This window comes from Flexivirga sp. YIM B11880 (assembly GCF_058148645.1).
This window is the reverse complement of the sequence record NZ_JBMAMH010000011.1, coordinates 1-18,114: the sequence shown is the minus strand read 5'-3', so window position 1 is coordinate 18,114 and position 18,114 is coordinate 1. Positions and strand designations below refer to the sequence as shown.

Sequence of the window (18,114 nt, the reverse complement as noted above, 5' to 3'; positions counted from 1 at the left end):
GTTTGCGTCAGCTCATCGAGGACAAGGCCGGTATGCCGGAGTCCTCCACGGTCTTGCCCTCGGTGACGCTGTGCGTGGTCTCCACCTCCACGCCGCCACCGGGCAACACGTCCTTGATGCGCTGGGACACGACCGTCGTCACGCCGTCACCGCGCATGCTCACGCCATACAGGGCGTCGGCGATCTCCATGGTGCGCTTCTGGTGGGTGATGACGATGAGCTGGCTGGAGTCGCGCAGCTCCTCGAAGAGCGTGATCAGCCGCCCGAGGTTGGCGTCGTCGAGCGCGGCCTCCACCTCGTCCATGATGTAGAACGGGCTGGGCCGCGCCTTGAAGATCGCGACCAGCAACGCGACGGCGACCAGCGAGCGCTCCCCGCCGGACAGCAGCGAGAGGCGCTTGATCTTCTTGCCCGGCGGGCGGGCCTCGACCTCGATGCCGGTGGTGAGCATGTTGCCGGGGTCGGTCAGCGTGATCCGGCCCTCGCCACCAGGAAAGAGCCGGCTGAAGACCCCCTCGAACTCGCGGGCCGTGTCCTCGAACGCCTCGGTGAACGCCTGCTCCACCCGCTTGTCGACCTCGGCGACGATGTCGAGCAGATCCAGCTTGGACTTCTTCAGGTCCTCCAGCTGCTCGGTGAGGAATTTGTGCCGCTCCTCCAGCGCCGCGAACTCTTCCAGCGCAAGCGGATTCACCCGCCCGAGCTGACTGAGCTTGCGCTCCGCCGACCGCAGCCGCTTCTCCTGCACCTCTCGGACGAAGGCGATCGGCTCGGGCAGGTTGTCCGGGTCGTCGTCGGGACCCGGCACGTGCGGGATCAACTGGTGCGGCCCGAACTCCTCGACCAGCACGTCCGGGTCGATGCCATGCTCCTCGACGGCCTTGGTCTGCAGCGTCTCGATGCGCAGCCGCTGCTGGGCGCGCGCGACCTCGTCGCGGTGCACCGTGTCGGTCAGCTCGCGCAGTTCGTCGCCGATGCTCGCCACTCGGGTCCGCTCGTCCTTCAGCGCCCGGTCCAGCTCCGCCTTGATCCGGTCGGCCTCGGCGCGACGCTCCGTCGCCACCTCGAGCAGCTGCGCCACCACCGTCACCGCGTGCCCGGCACCGTCCTGCACGGCGCGCGCGACCCGGGCGTCCCGGGCCCGACGCTCGCGCCGGGCACGCGCCCGCTCCCGCGCCTCGATCTCCGAACGCGCAGCTGCTTCAAGAGATTTGGCACGGTCGGCGAGAGACTTCGCGCGCTCCTCCCGGGTGCGCAGGCCCAGCCGCTCCTCGGTCTCCGCGCTGCGCGCAGCCGCCGCCTCGGCCGCCAGCCGGTCCCGCTCGTCGGTGGTCGGCTCCTCCTCGCTCGGCTCCTCCAGCGCCGCCGCGAGCCGCTGCTCCAGGTCCGCCAGCTCCGCGCGACCGGCCGCGAGCTGCTCCTCGGCGGCGGTGTGCTGCGTCTGCAGGCGTTCGCGTTCGGCCTTCGCGCTGCGCATCACCTGGCCGAGCTGGCTGAGCTGTTCGGCCACGGCGGACATGCGCGCGTCGGACTCGTTGAGTCGCTCGAGTGCCTCGTCGACCGCCGCACTCAGCTCGACGGCTTTGTTGCGTGCCTGCTCCGCGGCGAACTGTGCCTTCTCCTTGCGACGTGTCGCTTCCTCGACCTTGTCGCGGGTCTCGTCGACCGCGGACTGGATCTCGAGCAGGCTGGGTGCCCCGGCCGAACCGCCACGGACGAAGCCCGCGGCATACACATCACCGTCGGGAGTGACGGCGGTGACTCGATGATCAAGGGACACAACAGTTTTCGCAATGTCGACCGAGTCGACCAGTGCAACGCGCTCCAACAGCGCCTCCACGGTGGGCGCCACGTCCGGCGGTGCGCCGATCACCTCACGCGCCCACCGGGCTCCGGCCGGCAGCGACGGCCAGCCGTCGGCCGGCTCGGGCCGGCCACCGCGGAAGAGCATTCCCGCGCGGCCGGCGTCGTCCGCGCGCAACCGGTCGACGGCCTCGGCCGCCTGCTCGAACGACTCCGCCACCACGGCATCGGCGGCCCAGCCGAGCGCGGCGGCGACGGCGGCCTCGTGGCCCGGCTCGACCGAGACCAGCTCGGAGACCGACCCGCGCAGCCCGCTGGATCCCTCCGCACCGAGCAGATGCGCGGCGCCGTCCTTGCGCCGCAGCCCCAGCTCGAGCGCCTCCAGCCGGGCCTGATGACCGGTGCGATCGCGGTCGGCGGTCCGCTCCTCCTCGCGGGCCTCCTCGAAGGCGGCTTTGACCTCGTCGAGCTTGGCCTGTGCCTCTTCGTATGCCGCGTCGAGGTCCTCCTCGCCGGCCTCGTCCTGCGCGATGGTGGCTTCGAGTGCGGCGAACTCCCGCTCGGCGCGTGTCGAGCGCTCGGCGACTTCGGCCATGCTGGCCGTGAGCCGGCCGAGCTCGGACTCCCCCGCCTCGGTGCGGCTGCGCCGGGCGGCGACCTGGCCCTCCAGCTTGGCCAGGCCCTCGCGCCGGTCCGCCGCAGCGCGGGCCAGCTTGGTCAGCCGCTGCTGCTCCGCCTGGTGCGCTTGCTCGAGATCGGCGCGGCGTTCGGTGGCCTGTTGCAGCGCAACCTTGGCCTGTGCGATCTGCTGCTGCAGCGCGTCGTGCTCGTCGCGGACCTTCGCCGCCTGCTGCTGCAACTGCTCCGGGCTGCGACCCGAGCGCGACTCCTCGTGCTGATCGTCCTCGGAGAGCAGCCGCACCCGCTCAGCGGCCAGGGACGCGGTCGCCTCGATCCGCTCCCGCAACGACGAGAGCGCGAACCACTGCTCCTGCGTCTTGGTGAGAGCCGGTGCGGCAAAGGCGGATTCGGCCTCCAGCTGCTCGAGCCGCGCCTTGGCGGCGGCCAGCGACTGCTCGACCGCGCGCTGTCGCTCCAGCAGTGCGGTCTCGTCGGCGACCTCCTGCTCGAGATTGCTCGTGAGCTGAGCGAGGTCGTCAGCCAGCAGCCGCAAGCGGGCGTCCCGGACGTCGGCCTGGATGGTCGCGGCCTTGCGGGCCGTCTCGGCCTGCCGGCCGAGCGGGCCGAGCTGGCGGCGGATCTCGGTGGTGAGGTCGGTGACGCGGGCCAGGTTGGCCTCCATGGCGTCGAGTTTGCGCAGCGCGCGTTCCTTGCGCTTGCGGTGCTTGAGGACACCGGCGGCCTCCTCGATGAACCCGCGGCGCTCCTCCGGCGTGGCGCGCAGCACCGCGTCGAGTTGCCCCTGCCCGACGATGACGTGCATCTCGCGGCCGATGCCGGAGTCGGACAGCAACTCCTGGATGTCCAGCAGCCGGCAGGAGGTGCCGTTGATGGCGTATTCGGAGCCGCCACCCTTGAACATCGTGCGGCTGATCGTCACCTCGGTGTAGTCGATCGGCAGCGCACCGTCGGAGTTGTCGATGGTCAGCGTCACCTCGGCGCGGCCCAGCGGCGCACGACCGGCCGTGCCGGCGAAGATGACGTCCTCCATCTTGCCGCCGCGCAGGCTCTTGGCACCCTGCTCGCCCATCACCCAGGCGAGCGCATCGACGACGTTGGACTTGCCGGACCCGTTGGGACCGACGATGCAGGTGATGCCGGGCTCGAGTTTCATCGAGGTCGCCGAGGCGAAGGACTTGAAGCCCTTCAGGGTCAGGCTCTTGACGTACACGAGCGGGCTGGCTCCTCGGCGTTCTGGTGTATGGCGATCGCCGCCACTCTACTGGGGAGGGTTCAGCTGAGCGGCAGCTTGAGACCGGCGTGGCTGTGCACGAAGCCCAGCGACGCATAGAACCGTATGGCGTCAGCGCGCTGCAGGTCACTCGTCAGCTGCACCAGCGCGGCCCCTTGCCCGCGGGCCGCCTCGATCATGAACCCGAAGAACGCCCGGCCGACGCCGCGACCGCGCAAGGCCCCGCCGACCCGCACCGCCTCGATCTGCGCACGCAACGCACCGCCCCGGGACAGGCTGCGGACGAAGCCGAGCTGCGCCGTCCCGACGACCGCGTCGCTCTCGTCGAGCAGCACCAGCAGGTGCTCGCTCGGATCGGCGTCGATGACGGCGAAGGCTTCGTCATACGCGGCCACGGCGCTGGATTCGCGGTCCCGTCCGAGCACGTCGTCGGCGAGCAGCGCGACGATCTGCGGGACCTGCCCGGCCGTCGCCGCCGCCACGCGGATGCCCGGGACACCGGGCAGCGGGCTCCCTCCCGGACCGCGCGGCAGCGTCATACGGCCGAACGATCGGTGAAGACGATCGGGTCGCCCTCGGTGATCGCGATCGTGTGCTCCGAGTGCGCACCCCGCGAGCCGTCGCCGGACCGCAGCGTCCAGCCGTCCTGGTCGGTGTAGATCTCGTCGGTGCCGCGCATCAGCCACGGCTCGATCGCGATGACCAGGCCCGGCCGCAGCTTCAGGCCGCGGCCGGCCCGACCGTCGTTGGGCACGTGCGGGTCGCCGTGCATCGTCCGCCCGACGCCGTGCCCGCCGAACTGGGTGTTGACGGTGTAGCCGTTCGCGCGGGCGACGTCGCCGATGGTCGCGGAGATGTCGCCGAGCTTGTTGCCGGGCTTGGCCACCTCGATGGCGGCGGCGAGCGCGTCCTCGGTCGTCTTGATCACCCGCAGGTCCTCGGGGTCGGGCGTGCCGACGACCACGGACAGCGCGGAGTCGGACACCCACCCGTCGACGCTCGCCGCGAAGTCGACGGACAGCAGATCGCCGTCCCGCAGCGTGTAGTCGTGCGGCAGCCCGTGCAGCACGGCGTCGTTGACGCTGGTGCACAGCACCTTCCCGAAGGGCATCGCACCGAAGCTCGGGTGGTAGTCGATGTAGCACGACTCCGCGCCGGCGTCGCGAATCATCTTGTGCGCCAACGCATCCAGCTCGAGAAGGTTGACGCCGACGCCCGCGGCGTCGCGCAGCGCGGTCAGCACCGAGGCGACGAAACGGCCGGCCGGGCGCATCGCCTCGATCTCGGCGGGTGACTTCAGTTCGATCACCGCCCTACCGTATGCCGAGGGCCATTCGCAGGTAGAGGGATATCCTGGGATCGGGAACGGGACAGGCTGCCGAACCCGTTGGATCACTGCTCCACGCGGCAACCTTCGGAGCCGGCCCACGAGGTGATCGACATGGTTCTGCTCGGAGTCATCGCGGTGCTGGTCGGCGTCGCCGTGCTGGTCGTCGAGGCCCACATCAACACCGCAGGGGTGCTCGGTGTCGCCGGGACGCTCGCCACCGCGACAGGGGTCGGCATGATCCTCGGCGGCGCAGGGGCGGCCTGGTGGGTGACGATCCCCGTCGCGGCGTTCCTGGCGATCACCGGCCTGGTGACGCTGCTGATCATCGCGCGGGAAGTCATCGTGGCTCGCCATCAGGAGATCCGGAGCGGCCCCGACGCACTGGTCGGCAGCAAGGCCGTCGTCCGGTCCTGGTCGGAGCGCGAGGGCCAGGTCTCGGTTGCGGGTGCCCTGTGGCACGCGGAACTCGCCTACGGCTGGGAGGATCCGATGCCCGCACCGGGCGACACCGTCGTGGTGGCCGAGCTCGACGGACTGTCGGTGGCCGTACGCCGCCCGCATGCGTGGGAGGTGAGGCCGATATGGAAGCCGTCATCACTCTCGTTGTGATCCTGGCCGTCATCCTGATCGCACTCGGCGGCTCATCCGTCCGCATTCTGCGCGAATACGAACGCGGGGTCGTCTTCCGGCTCGGCCGACTGGTGCAGATGAAGGAGCCCGGCCTGGCGCTGCTGATCCCGGTGGTCGACCGGATGGTCCGCGTCGATCTCCGCACGGTCACCCTCAACGTGCCCGCCCAGGACATCATCACCCGGGACAACGTGCCGGTCCGCGTCACGGCGGTGGCCTACTTCCGGGTCATGGACGCCAACCACGCGATCGTCGAGGTGGAGAACTTCCTGGCGGCGACCACCCAGATCGCGCAGACCTCGCTGCGCGCCGTGCTCGGCAAGGCGGAGCTGGACACGCTGCTCGCCGAACGCGAACGGCTCAACGAGGACCTGCAGAAGGTCATCGACCAGCAGACCGAGCCGTGGGGCGTCAAGGTGTCGGTGGTCGAGATCAAGGACGTCGAGATCCCGGCGAGCATGCAGCGCGCCATCGCCCGGCAGGCCGAAGCCGAACGAGAACGCCGGGCCAAGGTCATCAACGCGGAAGGCGAATACCAGGCGTCCACGCAGCTGGCCGACGCGGCGGACGTGATGAGCCGCAACCCGACCGCGCTGCAGCTGCGCTACCTGCAGACCTTGCTGGAGATCGGCAGCAACGCGAAGTCGTCCGTCGTCATACCGCTGCCGGTCGACCTGGTGCAGCCCCTCCTGGAGCAGATGAAGGGCCGCCCCGAGGCAGAATAGGCCTCCGTGCACTTCTACCGCCCTGCCGAAGGCCACCGCCTCGCCCACGACCCGTTCAATTCGATCGTCGCGCCGCGGCCGATCGGCTGGATCGGGACGGTCGACGCGGAAGGGCGGCGCAACCTGGCGCCATACAGCTTCTTCAACGCACTGCACTATCGGCCGCCGCTGGTCGGCTTCTCCAGCAACGGCTGGAAGGGCACGGTCGCAAACTGTGACGCGACAAGGGAATTCACCTGGAACCTCGCCACGCGGGCACTCGCCGAGCAGATGAACGCGACCTCCACCACGCACGACGTCGACGAGTTCGAGGTGTCCGGCCTGGACGCGGCGGAGTCGACCGAGATCGCCGCGCCGCGGGTGGCGAGGTCGCCGGTCAACTTCGAGTGCCGGGTCACGCAGATCGTCCCCCTGCAGTCGGCACAGGGCGCGGCGGTCGGCAGCTGGTTCGTGGTCGGCGAGGTCGTCGGCGTGCACATCGACGAGCGGCTCATCGCCGACGGCGTCTTCGACACGCTGGCCGCCGATCCGCTGCTGCGTGCGGGCGGGCCGACGACCTATTACGGCATCACGGGTGACACCCGGCTGGACCTGCGCCGCCCGGACTGAGAGACCAGCCACCGCCGTCCGACGTCGGGCACGTAGCCTGGTGGGGTGACTGTCGCACCAGAGGGCCGCAAGATGCTGCGCGTCGAGGCGCGCAACGCCGAGACGCCGATCGAGCGCAAGCCGAGCTGGATCCGCACCACCGCGAAGATGGGCCCGGCATACACCGGCCTACACCAGCTGGTGAAGAGCCAGGGTCTGCACACCGTGTGCCAGGAAGCCGGCTGTCCCAACATCTTCGAGTGCTGGGAGGACCGGGAGGCGACCTTCCTCATCGGCGGCGACGTGTGCACCCGTCGCTGCGACTTCTGCGACATCGCCACCGGCCGACCGACCGCGCTGGACATGGACGAGCCGCGCCGGGTCGCCGAGTCGATCCAGGAGATGAACCTGCGTTACTGCACCGTCACCGGGGTGGCGCGCGACGACCAGCCGGACGGCGCCGCCCGGTTGTATGCCGAGACGATTCGCGCGATCCACGCGCTCAACCCCAACACCGGGGTGGAGATCCTGCCGCCCGACTTCGGTGCCAAGCCGGAGCTGGTCGGCCAGGTCTTCGAGGCCGGGCCGGAGGTCTTCGCGCACAACCTGGAGACGGTGCCGCGCATCTTCAAGCGGATCCGTCCGGCGTTCACCTACGACAAGTCCCTGCGGGTGCTCACCATGGCCAAGGCGGCCGGATTGATCACCAAGTCCAACCTGATCCTCGGCATGGGCGAGGAGGACCACGAGGTCGAGCAAGCGATCCGCGATCTGCACGACGCCGGCTGCGACATCCTCACCATCACGCAATACCTGCGCCCCTCCCCCAAGCACCACCCGATCGACCGGTGGGTGAAGCCGGAGGAGTTCGTGCAGTGGTCCGACGTGGCCACGGACCTGGGTTTCCTCGGCGTGATGGCCGGGCCGCTGGTCCGGTCGTCATACCGCGCCGGGAAGCTGTATGCCGGGGCGATGGCCAAGCTGGGCCGCCAGCTGCCGCAGCACCTGGCGCACCTCGCGGCGGCGTCGTCCTCCCCCGCCCGGCAGGAGGCCGCCGCGCTCGTGGCGCGGACCCCCGCTGACATATCCTGATAAGTATGTCGACGCAGCCCGAGAAGAAGTCCCGTTTCGCGCGGAAGCCGAAGGATCCGGACAATCCGGGCCGGCTCTCGCAGTTCAAGACGCTCTTCCAGGTTTCGGTCAAGCACAACCCGAAGATCCCGCTGTGGATGGCGGGCGCTTTCCTGGTCACCTTCCTGGTGCTGACCTTCCTGCTGCACTTCGTCTTCCACAGCTACATCTACACCGGCATCATCGGCATTCTCTTCGGCCTGCTCGCCGCGATGATCGTCTTCGGCCGGCTCGCCGAGCGCGCGGCATACGGCGCCCTCGAGGGTCAGGCGGGCGGCACGGGCGCCGCGCTGCAGGGGCTGAAGCGCGGCTGGACCTACGAGCAGGAGCCGGTTGCCGCGGAGGCCGGACGGGCGCGTCGCATGTCCGAACTGTCAAACGCCGCACTGGTTTTCCGTGCCGTCGGCAAGCCGGGTGTCGTGCTCATCGGTGAAGGACCGAGCGGCGCTTCGCGCAAGCTGCTCGAGTCGGAGCGCAAGCGCGTCTCGCGTGTCGCCGGCCCTGAGGTGCCGGTGCACCTGCTGCGGGTCGGCGCCGGCGAGGACACGGTCAAGCTCGGCGAGCTGACCAAGACGATGAAGAAGCTCGACGGCAAGCTCACCGACGCCGAGGTGCAGGCCGTCACCAAGCGGCTGCGTGCGCTCGGCGCCGCGAAGCCGCCCATCCCCAAGGGCATGGACCCGCGCAACGCGCCGAAGATGGACCGCAAGGCGCTCCGCGGCCGGTAAATCTGGAGGTTGAGATGAGTCGACGCGGTCAGCGATCGATGGCTCGACACCGTGTGACGCTGCTGAGTGGCGGTGCGGCGCTGATCGTCGGCGCGCTGATCCTGACCGGCTGCACCGCTTCCAGCCACCCCTCGCCCGCCAGTTCCAGCAAGTCGCCGGCCTCGTCATCCGGCCGGCTCGGCGCCGGAGCACCGCCGTCGGACGCGTCCGGGTTGCAGGACGACTACGTGCGCACGATCAAGTCGGTCCTGCCGTCGGTGGTGCTGATCCGCACCAGCAAGGACCTCGGCTCCGGCATCGTGTTCGACTCCAAGGGCGACATCGTCACCAACGACCACGTCGTCGGGTCCGCGAAGTCCTTCACGGTGACCCGCTCCGGCAGCGCGACCCCATTGACGGCAAAGCTGGTCGGCGCCTATCCGCCAGACGATCTCGCGGTGATCCGGGTCAGCACACCGGCCGGGCTGAAGCCGGCCACGTTCGCCGATTCCAAGAAGGCGCAGGTGGGTGACATCGTCCTGGCCGTGGGCAACCCGCTCGGGCTCGCCAGCAGTGTCACCAACGGCATCATCTCGGCCGTCGGCCGAACCGTCAGCGAGCCGCAAGGGGGCGACTCGCCGGGTGCGACGCTGCCCGACACCATTCAGACCAGCGCCGCGATCAACCCGGGCAACAGCGGTGGCGCGCTGGTGAACCTGGCCGGCCAGGTCGTCGGCATCCCGACGCTCGCCGCGACCGACTCGCAACTGGGCGGCGGTGCGGCACCCGGCATCGGCTTCGCCATTTCGTCGGACATCGTCAAGGACATCGCCACCCAACTGGTGGCACACGGTAAGGTCACCAACTCCCACCGAGCGGCTCTCGGCGTGCGCGTTGCGACCGTCGCCGGCCCGAACGGTCAGAGTGGCGGCGTCGGGATCTTGAGCGTCGAACCGGGCAGTGGAGCCTCCAAGGCGGGGTTGACGGCGGGTGAGGTCATCACCGCCGTCAACGGCACGCCCACCCCCTCCGAGCAGGATCTGGCGGCAGTGCTGGCAAACCTCTCGCCGGGCAAGACCGTGAGCGTGAAGGTCACGCAGGCCGACGGGACCACACGGACCGTCAAGGTCACGCTGGGGTCACTACCGGGCTGACCGGATTCGGCCTGCGTCACCGCACCCGTCGGATGACGGTGCCGGCCAACCGGTCGTGCATGCCGCGGCCGTCCTTGTCCCAGACGACGGCGGGAATGAAGAGGCACAGCAGGGCGGTGCGGATCAGCGCGGCAACCGGCCCGGCGGCGCGGCCGCACAGCTTGGAGACGTGCAGACCAACCACCCGGTGGCCCACGGTGGAGCCGAGAGTGCCCACCAACAGGACGTTCTCGACGAAGAACACGACGAGCGGCGTCCAGCTGCGGCCGTCGGCGCCGAAGCGGTAGCCGAGGAAGCCCGCGGCGATCACCGAGCAGATCAGCCAGTCGATGACGAGTGCCACCGCCCGCGGGCCGAGGCGAGCGGGCGAGCCCGGACCGTGGGCCGGCGCAGTGCGGCCGGAGCCCTCGTCGGTGTCGTTCACGACTCTGCTCGTTTCCACGTGCACCAAGAATAGTTGGAGCTGCCGACACCAAGCGCGAGAGGGGGTGTGACGACATACGAACACCGCGTCCACCATCCGAGACTCTCAGGCCGGCGTAACACTGCCGAAACACACGGGTCATGGCCGGGAAACTGCGACCCCGTAAGGTCGGTCCCGGCGCGCGGCGCTCGAAGCCGCCCGCGAGAAGAGAAAATCGATGGAGGATCCATGTTCACCACGGCCGACGAGGTCTTGAAGTACATCAAGGACGAAGACGTTCAATTCGTCGACATCCGATTCTGTGACCTCCCCGGTGTGATGCAGCACTTCAATGTGCCGGCGGCCACCCTCGACGAGGACGCGATCCGGGAAGGCGCCATGTTCGACGGCTCGTCGATCCGTGGTTTCCAGGCGATCCACGAGTCCGACATGAAGCTGATCGCGGACCCGACGTCGGCATTCATCGATCCCTTCCGCAAGCACAAGACGCTGATCCTCAATTTCTCGATCGTGGATCCGTTTACCGGAGAGGCATATTCGCGTGACCCGCGGAACATCGCGGCGAAGGCGGAGGCCTACCTGAAGTCGACCGGCATCGCGGACACCGCCTACTTCGGCGCCGAGGCGGAGTTCTACATCTTCGACGACATCCGCTTCGAGACCAAGGCGAACGCCGGCTACTACTTCATCGACTCGGTCGAGGGCGCCTGGAACACCGGGCGCGACGAGGAGGGCGGCAACCTGGGCTACAAGCCGCGCTACAAGGGCGGCTACTTCCCGGTCGCACCGGTCGACCACTTCTCCGACCTGCGGGACGACATCTGCGCCAAGCTGGCCCAGGTCGGCCTCAGCGTCGAGCGCGCCCACCACGAGGTCGGCACCGCGGGCCAGCAGGAGATCAACTACACGTTCTCCACGCTGAAGGCCTCCGGCGACGACATCATGAAGTTCAAGTACGTCGTCAAGAACACCTGCTTCGAGGCGCGCAAGACGGCCACGTTCATGCCGAAGCCGCTCTTCGGCGACAACGGCTCGGGCATGCACACCCACCAGTCACTGTGGAAGGACGGTGAGCCGCTCTTCTATGACGAGAAGGGGTATGGCGGGCTGTCCGACCTGGCTCGCTGGTATGTCGGGGGCCTGCTCAAGCACGCCCCGTCGCTGCTGGCGTTCACCAACCCGACGGTGAACTCCTACCACCGGTTGGTCCCGGGCTACGAGGCTCCGGTCAACCTGGTCTACTCGGCGCGCAACCGGTCGGCGTGCATCCGCATCCCGATCGCCGGCACCTCGCCGAAGGCCAAGCGCATCGAGTTCCGCATCCCGGACCCGTCAGCGAACCCCTATCTGTCGTTCGCGGCGCAGCTGATGGCCGGTCTGGACGGCATCAAGAACCGCATCGAGCCGCCGGAGCCGGTCGACAAGGACCTCTACGAGCTGCCGCCGGAGGAGCACGCCAACATCGAGCAGGTCCCGGATTCGCTTCCGGCAGTGCTGAATGCGCTCGAGGCCGACCATGACTTCCTCACGGAGGGCGACGTGTTCACCGAGGACCTCATCGAGACGTGGATCGACTACAAGCGCACCCACGAGGTCGACCCGCTGCGCTTCCGGCCGCACCCGCACGAGTTCGAGCTCTACTACGACATCTGAGGAGTGAGGTGGAGGTACGCCGAGCGGTGTCCTGAGTAGCCCGAGGCGCCAGCCGAGGGCGTATCGAAGGGCGCTAGCGAGGTGTGCCGTAGCCGAGCCCCGCAAGATGTCGTCATCGAGCACGACATCTGAGGAGTGAGGCGGAGGAACGCGCGTATCGAGACCGAGCGGCTGAAATGCCCCGGACCACTTTCTGGTCCGGGGCATTTCGCATGTGACGGTCTTCGCTCCGCTTCCTATGCCAGACGGGCGCTATGCCGCGCAGATGACATAGGGCCGTTGCCACCGCAGGCACACAAATGTCCGGGGCCAGTCTCAGCAGTCTCTATACAATCGAGCCATGTCCGATAGCAGAATGCCGGCGCGGGAGCCTCTCAGCGGTCCGAAAGGTCGCCTCCTGGTCTCTCACCGCGAGGAAGTCCTCGAAGTGTTGCGTCGACATGGAGTCACCAATCCCGAGATCTTCGGGAGCGCTGCACGGGGCGACGACCACGAAGAAAGCGACGTCGATCTGCTCGTCGATTTCGCGCCAGCCACCAGCATCATCGACATCATCGGAATCCAGCACGAGCTGGAGGACGTCATCGGCGTACCCGTCGATCTGATCCCACGCTCCGGGCTCAAGCCGCGGGTTCGGGCACACGCCGAGAAGGACTTCGTTCCGCTATGAAGCGAGCCGACGTCGACATTCTCGACGACATCACGGACGCCATTGGGACGATCCGCGCGCACCTCGTCCACGGACCGATCTCTATCGAGCTCGTGCTCGACGCGGTAGCGATGCGGCTATTGGAGATCGGGGAAGCCGTGAAGTCCCTCAGTCCGGAGCTGACCGAGCGCGAGCCCACGATCCCGTGGAGCAGGATCGCTGGCATGGGCGACTTCCTCGCCCATCATTACTTCGCGACCAGCCCGGAAATCGTCCAGGCGGTGATCGACAAGGATCTGCAACCACTCGCAGAGGCGGTGGCCCGGCTTAGGGCCTCAATTCCGAGCGACGACTAGCGGATTCGTCGGATGCCGAGCGGTGTCGGCTGATGTCGTCATCAAGCACAACGTTTCATCCTGGTCTGCCCTGTCCGAGGGGACCTGCGTTCCTTCCGGGTGGAAATCACGTAAGGACCGACCGCAACACACGTAGCTGGTCGGGCGCTGCACTGCGCCAGTAGGCGGCGTCGTGGTAGCCGGATCCGAAGAACGCCCGATGCGGAAAGTTCATCAGTCCCACCAGGTTTCGGGTCGCCTGGTAGAAGGGATCGCCGGTGCCGCACGCCACGGCGACCGTGAGTCCGCGCAGCTTCCCGACCTGCGTGAAGACATCGTTGGCGTAGTAGTCGGCACGGTTGTCGAACGCGCCGGGAGCAGTGGCGGACGGCGTGGTCCACAGCGCGGGGCTGGCCGGGGCGACGCCGACGAAGGTGGAGCTGGCGCGCTCCGCCGCGAGCAGCGCGCCATACCCGCCCATCGACCAACCCATCAGCGCATAGGGCACGTCGCCGAACCTCGCCCGCAACATCGGCAGGAACTCCCGCAGCAGCGTGGACTGCGCGTCGGTGCCGTCGGCGCGCCGGTGCCAGTAGCTGTCCGCGCCACCGTCGACGCCGGCCACGGCGACCCGCATGCCGACCGACGCGGCCGCGTCGGGCAGGTGGACGTGATCGAAGGCGAAGCGGTGATTTCCGCCGAAACCGTGCAGGCACACGATGACTCCGCTCGGTGAGCCGCTCCCGGCCGGTCGGGACACCGTCCAGCCGACGTTGCCGCGCATATATCTGCTCACGAAGCGACCGGACTCCTCGGTCGCGCCCGAGGGCTCGAACTGCCGATCCGGACTCGAACTGAGGCCGATGCGGTGCATGCCTCGCTCGAAGAGCGAGTGATCGGCGAGCTCGACGCCGGCGACGCCGACCGTCGCAGCGGCGACGAGCGCACCGCCGCCGATCAGGAAGTGCCGGCGCCCCAGCCCCCTCTGTGATGCGTCGTGTCCTGCCACCCCGACCCCCTTGTATGCCGCTTCGCGCGGCTCACCCGGCCCCGACTATACGAGTAGCTCCGTGTGCGCGGCGCCGACTGTGGGTAGCCACGCCCGGGAGAGGTGAGAACATGGCGGGTTTCGTCAAGGGGATGCGAGAGACCGGCAACGGTCTGCTCGTGCGCATCAGTGTCATTGCGGCGATCGGTGGACTGCTGTTCGGCTACGACACCGGGGTGATCTCCGGCGCACTGCTCTACATCCGCAAGGATCTGCACGCGGGTCAGTTCGAGCAGGAGGCGATCGTCGCGGTGCTCCTGCTCGGCGCCATGGTCGGCGCCCTCGCGTCGGGATACCTGGCCGACCGGATCAGCCGGAAGTGGACGAAGGTCTTCTCCGGCGGCCTCTACTTCGCGGCCGCCCTGGGGTGCGCGTTCAGCGTCAACGCCGAGATGCTGATCGGCTGCCGATTCGTGCTCGGCATCTCGGTGGGAACCGCGTCCTTCGTGTCCCCGCTCTACATCTCCGAGGTGTCGCCGCCACGCGTTCGCGGTGGCCTGACGTCGTTCAACCAGATGGCCGTGGTGACCGGCATCCTCATCGCCTACATCGTCAACTACCTCTTCAAGGACTTCGCGTACAACTGGCGCTGGATGCTGGGCATCGCCGCCTTGCCGGGCGCGATGCTCGCCGTCGGGATGCTGACCGTTCCCCACACACCGCGCTGGCTCACCCTGTCCGGACAGCGCGATCGCGCCAAGCAGGTGCTCGAGGAGCTGCGCAGCGGCGACGAGGACGCCGACGTCGACGCCGAGATGGACGAGATCGAGGAAGCCAACCGCGCCGAGGGCGAGGCGTCGGTCCGCACGCTCTTCGAGCCGCGGCTGCGCCCGATGATCCTGGTCGGCATCATGCTCGCCGTCGCGCAGCAGTTCGTCGGCGTCAACACCGTCATCTACTACGCCCCGACGATCCTCAGCGGCACCGGCCTGACCAACGCCGCCTCACTGGCCGGGACGCTCGTGGTCGGCGTGACGAACGTCGTGTTCACCATCATCGCCGTCCTCCTGCTGGACCGGGTGGGGCGGCGGGTCCTGCTCAACGTCGGCACGGTCGTCCTGATGATCGCGTTGCTCGTGCTGGGCGCCTACTTCAGTTCGAGCACACTGCAACACGACTACGGCTGGTTAGCGCTCGGCGGCCTGGTGCTCTTCATCGCCGGCTTCGCGATCGGTCTCGGTCCGGTCTTCTGGTTGATGATCTCGGAGATCTTCCCGGTCGGCGTGCGGAGCAAGGCGATGTCGGTGGCGACCATCTTCAACTGGGGCGCGAACTTCCTTGTGGCGCAGACGTTCCTGAGTCTGAGCGGCTGGATCAGCCGGCAGGGAGTCTTCTTCCTCTATGCCGGCCTCGCCGTCCTCGCCCTGGTGTTCTTCGTCTTCCGGGTGCCGGAGACCCGCGGCAAGTCGCTCGAGGAGATCCAGGAGGAAGTGGGCGCGGAGGAGTCGTGACTCATTCCGCCCCGTGGGCAACGTCAGGTCAGCGCCGACATCGCCTTCCACTGTTGCCACGACAGTGCCCAGTCGTAGAGCTCCGTGCGGGTGTCGGCGAGTTTGACCTTCGTCCCGCGTACGTCGATCGGGTCACCGTAGATCGCCGTCGCGTAGTAGGCCTTGGCATCCGGCGTGGACAGGTTGATGCAGCCGTGCGAGACGTTCGTCTTGCCTTGGTACTGCACCGTTTTCGGGTTGGCGTGGATGAACTGCCCGTTGTTGTTGAAGCGGACCGCCCAGTGCTCGATCTCGTCGTAGTGGAACAGCTTCGACTTCATCTCGACGGTCTCGAGCTTGTCGGTGACGATGTTGATGCCGGTGCGGGTGTTGCGTCGCGGGTCGGAGTCCAGGCCGTATGACGCCGGGTAGGTGGCAACCCGCACGCCGTCCCGGTAGATCACGATGGTGTGCTTGCGCGCGTCGGCGATCACCACCTGTGACCTTCCGATGCTGAACTGCCAGTCCAGATCCTGCACGCCGGTGACACCGCCACCCCAGTCGAGGTGGGCGAGCGGCAGGATGACGTGGACGTCGGAGTGCGCCGGCCAGTAGTCCTTCGTCCGGAAGTGCACCTCCGAGTCCGGCGCGTTGTCGGGCAGCCACGCCCAGGACCCGACGGCCTGCGTCCAGGCGGCATTCGACCCGGTCGGCCGGATCAGCACCTGCAGTTCCTTCTCGACTGCGGCCTTGTCGGTGACCTGCGTCGCGAACTTCACCACGATGGGCGCGGCAACGCCGACGGTCTTGTCGACGCCGATGTTCGCGGTCGCTCGGACGATCCGCGCCGCGGGCGTCGAGGTGAGCGTGCCTTCGCTGCCGGCGCCCGCCTTCGTCAGCGCCTGCCAGGACCAGGTCTGCTCGGGCCCGATCGGGCCGGTGCTGACCCACGACCGAGCATCGGCGGCGAGGCTGCCCTCGACCGCCTTGCCGCCGCCGTCCTGCACCGTCATCGACCGGAGGGCAGCGGACGAGGCCAGCGTGACCGCGGCGCCGAAGGCCACGGTGCCGTTCTGCGCGCCCGTGACGGTGACCCGGGCGGGAGTCGGCGCGGGCTTCGACGAGGGCGTCGCGGTGCCCAGCGGTGCTCTGGTCTCGGACGCCCCTGATCCCTGCGCCGTATGACGATTGCCGCACGCGGCGATGCCGGCGGTCGCCGCCGCGAGCGCAGCACCCATCGCCACACGTCGAGTCACGGCACCGGACACGCCATACCCCCCAATGGGTTTCGAACAGTTGCACTCGCCACGGTAAGTCGCTCAGGGGGTGGAACCGTAACGGCACGCGCCGCGCACAGGGAATCGAAACCGGATCGTCATTGTCCGGTGCCGGTCGATCCGGCGGTCAGCTGCCCTTGGCTGCCTTGACTGCTTGGGTGGCTTGGGGCAGGACGGTGAAGAGGTCGCCGACGACGCCGAAGTCGACGAGTTCGAAGATGGGTGCTTCTTCGTCCTTATTGATCGCGACGATGGTCTTGGAGGTCTGCATCCCGGCGCGGTGCTGGATCGCCCCGGAGATCCCGGCCGCGACATACAACTGCGGAGACACCTGCTTGCCGGTCTGCCCGACCTGGTTGGCGTGCGGGTACCACCCCGCATCCACCGCCGCCCGGGACGCACCCACGGCGGCACCCAGGGTGTCGGCGAACTCCTCCACCGGCCCGAAGTCGCCCCCGGTCCCCCGGCCACCGGACACCACGATCTGCGCCTCGGTCAACTCCGGCCGCCCCGACTTCGCCTTGGCCTCGGTGGCGGTGATCCTGGCCGCCTTCGCCACCTGCGAGACCTGCACGTCGACCGGCACCACGGTGGCGGCCGCCTGCGCCGCGGTCGGCGGGACGGTGTTGGCCTTGACCGTCACGATCGCCGGCCCCTTGGTGACCACCGAGGTGACCGTGTAGTTGGACGCGAACGCCGACTGCGTCGTCTGCACACCCTCGGCGCCGGCCTCCACGTTGGTCGCGTCGGTGATCAGCCCGCCACCGGTCTTGACCGCCAACCGGGCCGCCGCCTCCTTGGCCACCCCACTCGTGGGCAACAGGATCGCGACCGGGTTCGCCTGGGCGACCACCGCGGCCAGCGCCTCCGCCAACGGCGCCGCCAACCCGCCCGTGACCTCCGGGCTGTCGATCACGTACACCTTCGCGGCGCCGAACTGCGCCAACCGGGGCCGCGCCGCCTCCACCCCGCCACCGACGAACACCGCCGACGGCTCACCGAGCCGACGCGCCAGCGTCAACAACTCCGCCGTATTCTTCTTCACCTGACCGTCGATGTGATCGACCAGAACCAGGACCTCAGCCATGACGAATCTCCTTGTCTCTCAGTCGATCAAAGCAGTTTGGACGTGGCCAGGAACTCCGCCAACCGGGTGCCGCCATCACCCTCGTCCGTGATGATCTCACCCTGCTCCCGTGGCGGACGCGCCGTGAACGACACGACCTTCGTGCCCGCGTTGTCCGGCCCGACCCGCCCGGCATCCACCCCCAAATCCGCCAACGACCACGTTTCCACCGGCTTCTTCTTCGCGGCCATGATCCCCTTGAACGACGGATACCTGGGCTCGTTGACCTGA

18 protein-coding genes are annotated in these 18,114 nt (G+C 68.5%); 10 read left to right on the top strand and 8 right to left on the bottom strand.

What is annotated here, in order from left to right; translation table 11 throughout:
* Positions 1 to 7 precede the first annotated feature (7 nt).
* The 3 genes from smc to map all read right to left on the bottom strand — a co-directional run bounded on the left by smc (position 8) and on the right by map (position 4,985).
* Complete coding sequence (gene smc / locus ACN8HC_RS15060) at positions 8 to 3,655, bottom strand: chromosome segregation protein SMC (protein ID WP_490075652.1); 3,648 nt, start codon at positions 3,653 to 3,655, stop codon at positions 8 to 10.
* Positions 3,656 to 3,717: 62 nt separating this feature from the next.
* On the bottom strand, positions 3,718 to 4,215 hold the full coding sequence (locus ACN8HC_RS15055) for a GNAT family N-acetyltransferase (RefSeq protein ID WP_490075651.1): 498 nt from the start codon (positions 4,213 to 4,215) through the stop codon (positions 3,718 to 3,720).
* Complete coding sequence (gene map / locus ACN8HC_RS15050; protein WP_490075650.1) at positions 4,212 to 4,985, bottom strand: type I methionyl aminopeptidase; 774 nt, start codon at positions 4,983 to 4,985, stop codon at positions 4,212 to 4,214. The genes ACN8HC_RS15055 and map overlap by 4 nt, the downstream gene beginning before the upstream one ends.
* Before the next feature lie 132 nt (positions 4,986 to 5,117).
* Between map and ACN8HC_RS15045 the strand changes: the two genes are divergently transcribed.
* From ACN8HC_RS15045 to ACN8HC_RS15020, 6 genes are read left to right on the top strand one after another with little or no spacing between them, the layout of a single operon-like run.
* On the top strand, positions 5,118 to 5,615 hold the full coding sequence (locus tag ACN8HC_RS15045) for an NfeD family protein (RefSeq protein ID WP_490075649.1): 498 nt from the start codon (positions 5,118 to 5,120) through the stop codon (positions 5,613 to 5,615).
* Positions 5,588 to 6,361, top strand: coding sequence for a slipin family protein (locus ACN8HC_RS15040; protein WP_490075648.1), 774 nt, complete (start codon positions 5,588 to 5,590; stop codon positions 6,359 to 6,361). Before ACN8HC_RS15045 ends, ACN8HC_RS15040 begins: the two co-directional genes overlap by 28 nt.
* A gap of 6 nt (positions 6,362 to 6,367) precedes the next feature.
* Positions 6,368 to 6,970 carry a flavin reductase family protein gene (locus ACN8HC_RS15035; RefSeq protein WP_490075647.1) on the top strand — a complete coding sequence of 201 codons (603 nt, stop codon included), beginning with the start codon at positions 6,368 to 6,370 and terminating at the stop codon, positions 6,968 to 6,970.
* Positions 6,971 to 7,015: 45 nt separating this feature from the next.
* Positions 7,016 to 8,041, top strand: a complete 1,026-nt coding sequence (gene lipA, locus ACN8HC_RS15030) for a lipoyl synthase (RefSeq protein ID WP_490075646.1) — start codon at positions 7,016 to 7,018, stop codon at positions 8,039 to 8,041.
* A gap of 5 nt (positions 8,042 to 8,046) precedes the next feature.
* Positions 8,047 to 8,808: a DUF4191 domain-containing protein gene (locus ACN8HC_RS15025; RefSeq protein WP_490075645.1), complete on the top strand. Its 762-nt coding sequence runs from the start codon at positions 8,047 to 8,049 to the stop codon at positions 8,806 to 8,808.
* 38 nt (positions 8,809 to 8,846) lie between these two features.
* Positions 8,847 to 9,941 (top strand): S1C family serine protease, encoded by a 1,095-nt coding sequence (locus tag ACN8HC_RS15020; protein WP_490075644.1) that lies wholly within the window; start codon positions 8,847 to 8,849, stop codon positions 9,939 to 9,941.
* 16 nt (positions 9,942 to 9,957) lie between these two features.
* Here the strand turns inward: ACN8HC_RS15020 and ACN8HC_RS15015 are convergent, their stop codons facing one another.
* A complete protein-coding gene (locus tag ACN8HC_RS15015; protein WP_490075643.1) occupies positions 9,958 to 10,365 on the bottom strand; it encodes an RDD family protein in 408 nt (135 codons plus the stop codon).
* Positions 10,366 to 10,593: 228 nt separating this feature from the next.
* Between ACN8HC_RS15015 and glnA the strand changes: the two genes are divergently transcribed.
* The 3 genes from glnA (at position 10,594) to ACN8HC_RS15000 (ending at position 13,023) form a co-directional block, all read left to right on the top strand.
* Positions 10,594 to 12,018 (top strand): type I glutamate--ammonia ligase, encoded by a 1,425-nt coding sequence (glnA, locus tag ACN8HC_RS15010; protein ID WP_490075642.1) that lies wholly within the window; start codon positions 10,594 to 10,596, stop codon positions 12,016 to 12,018.
* Positions 12,019 to 12,358: 340 nt separating this feature from the next.
* Entirely contained in the window at positions 12,359 to 12,688 is a 330-nt protein-coding gene (locus ACN8HC_RS15005; RefSeq protein WP_490075641.1) for a nucleotidyltransferase family protein, read from the top strand.
* Positions 12,685 to 13,023 carry a HepT-like ribonuclease domain-containing protein gene (locus ACN8HC_RS15000; RefSeq protein WP_490075640.1) on the top strand — a complete coding sequence of 113 codons (339 nt, stop codon included), beginning with the start codon at positions 12,685 to 12,687 and terminating at the stop codon, positions 13,021 to 13,023. Before ACN8HC_RS15005 ends, ACN8HC_RS15000 begins: the two co-directional genes overlap by 4 nt.
* Before the next feature lie 106 nt (positions 13,024 to 13,129).
* On the opposite strand, the gene ACN8HC_RS14995 is transcribed toward ACN8HC_RS15000, so the two are convergent.
* On the bottom strand, positions 13,130 to 14,011 hold the full coding sequence (locus tag ACN8HC_RS14995) for an alpha/beta hydrolase (RefSeq protein WP_490075639.1): 882 nt from the start codon (positions 14,009 to 14,011) through the stop codon (positions 13,130 to 13,132).
* 110 nt (positions 14,012 to 14,121) lie between these two features.
* Between ACN8HC_RS14995 and ACN8HC_RS14990 the strand changes: the two genes are divergently transcribed.
* A complete protein-coding gene (locus tag ACN8HC_RS14990; protein WP_490075638.1) occupies positions 14,122 to 15,501 on the top strand; it encodes a sugar porter family MFS transporter in 1,380 nt (459 codons plus the stop codon).
* Positions 15,502 to 15,524: 23 nt separating this feature from the next.
* On the opposite strand, the gene ACN8HC_RS14985 is transcribed toward ACN8HC_RS14990, so the two are convergent.
* The 3 genes from ACN8HC_RS14985 to ACN8HC_RS14975 form a co-directional block, all read right to left on the bottom strand.
* Entirely contained in the window at positions 15,525 to 16,736 is a 1,212-nt protein-coding gene (locus ACN8HC_RS14985) for a L,D-transpeptidase (protein WP_490075637.1), read from the bottom strand.
* Between the two features lie 148 nt (positions 16,737 to 16,884).
* Positions 16,885 to 17,844: an electron transfer flavoprotein subunit alpha/FixB family protein gene (locus tag ACN8HC_RS14980; protein WP_490075636.1), complete on the bottom strand. Its 960-nt coding sequence runs from the start codon at positions 17,842 to 17,844 to the stop codon at positions 16,885 to 16,887.
* Between the two features lie 26 nt (positions 17,845 to 17,870).
* Positions 17,871 to 18,114 (bottom strand): electron transfer flavoprotein subunit beta/FixA family protein (locus ACN8HC_RS14975; protein WP_490075635.1); only part of this gene is annotated, 244 nt, incomplete at its 5' end.